The sequence below is a fragment of the Stenotrophomonas sp. HMWF023 genome (assembly GCF_003060985.1).
Lineage (GTDB): Bacteria > Pseudomonadota > Gammaproteobacteria > Xanthomonadales > Xanthomonadaceae > Stenotrophomonas > Stenotrophomonas lactitubi.
The window spans coordinates 1-3,227 of sequence record NZ_QAIJ01000275.1 but is presented as its reverse complement, the minus strand read 5'-3'; the positions used below and the strand labels follow the sequence as shown (position 1 = coordinate 3,227).

The window sequence follows — 3,227 nt, the reverse complement described above, 5'->3', positions numbered from 1 at the left end:
TCGGCGGCATCCGCCAACAAGCGATCCTGCTGCCCGCCGATGGCGACCTGCCCGGCCTGCGTTTGGGCGTGATGGCAACGCTGCGGCTGCAGGACGTGCCCGCCACCACCGAATGAGCGCGCCGCTGCGCTCGCCGGGCACGGCCAGGCGCTACCCCCGTTTCCGGTAACGCCGGGCCATGCCCGGCGGGTGCGGTCACAGACAAACAAAAAGGCCGGGGTCTCCCCCGGCCTTTCTGCGTTCACGCAGGCACTGCGATCAGGCGATCGCTTCCTGGTAACGACGCTCGACTTCGTTCCAGTCGATGACGTTGAAGAACGCGCCGATGTATTCCGGACGGCGGTTCTGATACTTCAGGTAGTACGCGTGTTCCCACACGTCCAGACCGAGGATCGGAGTGTTGCCTTCCATCAACGGGCTGTCCTGGTTGCCGCTGCTTTCGACCACGACCTTCTTGTCCGGGGTCACGCTCAGCCACGCCCAGCCACTGCCGAAACGGGTCAGTGCGGCCTTGGTGAAGGCATCCTTGAACTTGTCGAAACCGCCCAGGTCCTTGTCGATCGCCTTGGCCACATCACCGACCGGATTGCCGCCAGCGTTCGGGGCCATCACAGTCCAGAACAGCGAGTGGTTGGCGTGACCGCCACCATTGTTGCGCACTGGGCCCTGCAGGTTCTCCGGCAGCGACTTCAGCTTCTTCACCAGCTCTTCGACCGGCAGGTCGGCGTACTCGGTGCCTTCCAGCGCAGCGTTGACGTTGTTGATGTAGGTCTGGTGATGCTTGGTGTGATGGATTTCCATCGTCGCCGCATCGATATGCGGTTCCAGCGCGTCGTAGGCGTAGGGCAGCTTGGGCAGGGTGTAGGCCATGATGCATCTCCTGATAGCGAGGGCACCCGACGGCATCGTCGGGCGGTGCGCGGTGAATGATGGGGACAGACCGCAAGATTACCAAGGGGGATGTAAAGGAAATTGCGTCCTGCAGGTGAGCATGCCGGCAATTGTTACGCAGCGGTGACGCAGCGCGCGCCCTCATGCAGGGTGCAGCGCGCAGGCGCTACAGTGGGCGTACCACCCTCGCCCGCTCCTGCCCATGCGCAACCCCCGGCTGTTGATCACCGCCATCGCCCTGCTGCTGCTCGGCCTGATCGTCAATCATTTCATGCAGCGGCCACCGCCGCCGCAGTTCGCGCCTGACCTGCAGAGCACGCCGGCCGCCAGTGCACCCGCGGTGCGCAACAGCGGCAGCGACAGCGCCCTACCCGCCTTCCTGCCGGCCGAAGCCCGCCAGACCATCGCGCTGATCCAGCGCGGCGGCCCGTTCCCGCATCGCCAGGACGGCAGCACCTTCGGCAACCGCGAACAGCAACTGCCACAGCGTCCGCGCGGTTACTACCGCGAGTACACCGTCGACACGCCTGGCGCAGGCAACCGCGGCGCGCGGCGCATCGTCACCGGTGGCAACCCGCCCGATGCCTGGTACTACACCGATGACCACTACGAATCGTTCCGCAGCTTCACCGTACCGGCCTCCGGAGAACGTCCATGAGCCACGATGATTTCGGCCTCGGCCTGCATGACATCAACAATGCAGGCGTCTACGCGATCGACACCTCGGATATCAGCGCGCTGTCGGCAGCGATGCGCGATGCCGACCTGAAGGTGATCCGGATCGACCTGGATGGGGTGAGCGACAAGCGCACCCTGCTGGCGCGGCTGGCCGCCCAGCTTGATTTTCCTGCCGGCTTCGGCGGCAACTGGGATGCACTGGCCGACAACCTGCGCGACCTGCAATGGTTGCCAGCCAATGGGTATGCGCTGTTCCTGGCCGATGTCGATGCCCTGCGCGCAAGTGCAGGCAAGGAGTTCGACACGCTGCTGGACATTCTTGATGAAGCCAGCCGTGACTGGGTGGGCCGCGACGTCCCGTTCTGGGTATTCCTGTCGCAGAGCGCATGACCTGGTAGAGGCCGACCTTGGTCGGCATGCACGCGTAAGCGCATGGATCATCCACGCATGGCGTGGATCTACCCAGTGCAGCTGGATGCTCAGTAGATCCACGCCATGCGTGGATGCGGCACCCTACCGGCTGCCGTTATCTTCCTGCAGCTCTTTCTTGAACGGGATATCCGGCGGCGGACGCGCCACGGCGGGTTGGTCCTGCATGTTCGGATCGGTGAGGCCACAGCCGCCACCGGCCTGCAGAATCGAGATCACGCAGGAAATCTTCGTGCTGGTGCCCGGCAACGGAATCTCCATCGCCTTGACGCCCTTGCGCACCCATTCGGCAAGCAGCGATTCCTGCGGCACCCAGTACTTATCGAACGAGGTGGGCGTGTAGTCGTACGGCGGTCGCTTCAGCCATTTGCCGGACTCGGCGATGCGTTCCTTGCTCCAGCCGTCGTTGGCCCCACCAGGTGCGCCACGCTCGGCCTTGCCGGCACCGTCCTGGCCGGTCACGCGCACGCTGCCGTCAGCATTGAACAGACCATCGCCCTTGCCGGCGCTGGCCTGCGCGGCGCCCTGATTGGCGCCTTCGCGATTGCGGCTGGAGGCACCCCAGTCGTCACCGCGTGCAGGTGTCGCCCAGTTGCCAGGGGTCGGCGCCGGGCGTGCGCCTGCCTGCGCGGGGGCAGTGCTGGTCGCCGCAGGACGCGCCACACTGGCGCTGTTCTGGGCCGCGCTGCCTGCGGGCGCTGGCGTAGACGTCGGCGCACTGCCTGCCGAGGTCGACGCTGCCGGTAGCGGAGCGGCTGCAACCTCTCGTTCGCGCACCTGCACCTCGCGCCCGGCAGGCGCGCGCACCGTCGGCTCGCGCCCTGCCACAGCGGCCATGCGCACCTGCGGATCGGTCACGGCCTGCACTTCGCGTTCGCGCACCTGCACCTCACGCTGCGGAACGCGCACCTGGATGTCGGTGGTGCGCATCGGCTGCGGCGCCACCGGCGCTTCAACCGTGCTGATTTCGCGCTCCTGCACCTGTACATCGCGCACGCGCGGCGCCTGCACGGCCACCTCGGGCGTGCGCACGGGCGTTGGTGTCGGCGCAGCTTGCACCGGCTGCACGCTGCGCTCGCGCACGGTCGGGACGGTGTCTCGCGGAACGATGCTGACTTCGGTTCGCGGCGGCACCATCGGCGGCACCACGAAATCGCTGGTGGCCTGCGCCACTTCGGTGGCCTGCACCGGTGAGGGCGGTGGTGCGGCCACCGGTGCCGGCTCGACCT

Annotated in this window: 3 protein-coding genes and 2 pseudogenes; 3 read left to right on the top strand and 2 right to left on the bottom strand. The window is 66.6% G+C overall.

All coding sequences use genetic code 11. The features are described 5' to 3' along the window. Nucleotides 1–116: pseudogene (locus tag DBR20_RS23310) on the top strand (endonuclease/exonuclease/phosphatase family protein); the annotation flags it as partial. 142 nt (nt 117–258) lie between these two features. Here DBR20_RS23310 and DBR20_RS15745 read toward each other — a convergent pair. Next, nucleotides 259–870, bottom strand: a complete 612-nt coding sequence (locus tag DBR20_RS15745; protein ID WP_089236174.1) for a superoxide dismutase — start codon at nt 868–870, stop codon at nt 259–261. A 223-nt stretch (nt 871–1,093) separates the two neighbouring features. Here DBR20_RS15745 and DBR20_RS15740 point away from each other — a divergent pair, with 223 nt between their 5' ends. Both DBR20_RS15740 and DBR20_RS15735 read left to right on the top strand, forming a co-directional pair. Beyond that, complete coding sequence (locus DBR20_RS15740; RefSeq protein ID WP_108266821.1) at nt 1,094–1,549, top strand: ribonuclease domain-containing protein; 456 nt, start codon at nt 1,094–1,096, stop codon at nt 1,547–1,549. Continuing rightward, a complete protein-coding gene (locus DBR20_RS15735) occupies nt 1,546–1,959 on the top strand; it encodes a barstar family protein (protein ID WP_108266820.1) in 414 nt (137 codons plus the stop codon). The genes DBR20_RS15740 and DBR20_RS15735 overlap by 4 nt, the downstream gene beginning before the upstream one ends. A gap of 123 nt (nt 1,960–2,082) precedes the next feature. Here DBR20_RS15735 and DBR20_RS15730 read toward each other — a convergent pair. Next, a pseudogene (locus DBR20_RS15730) lies at nt 2,083–3,227 on the bottom strand (hypothetical protein); the annotation flags it as partial.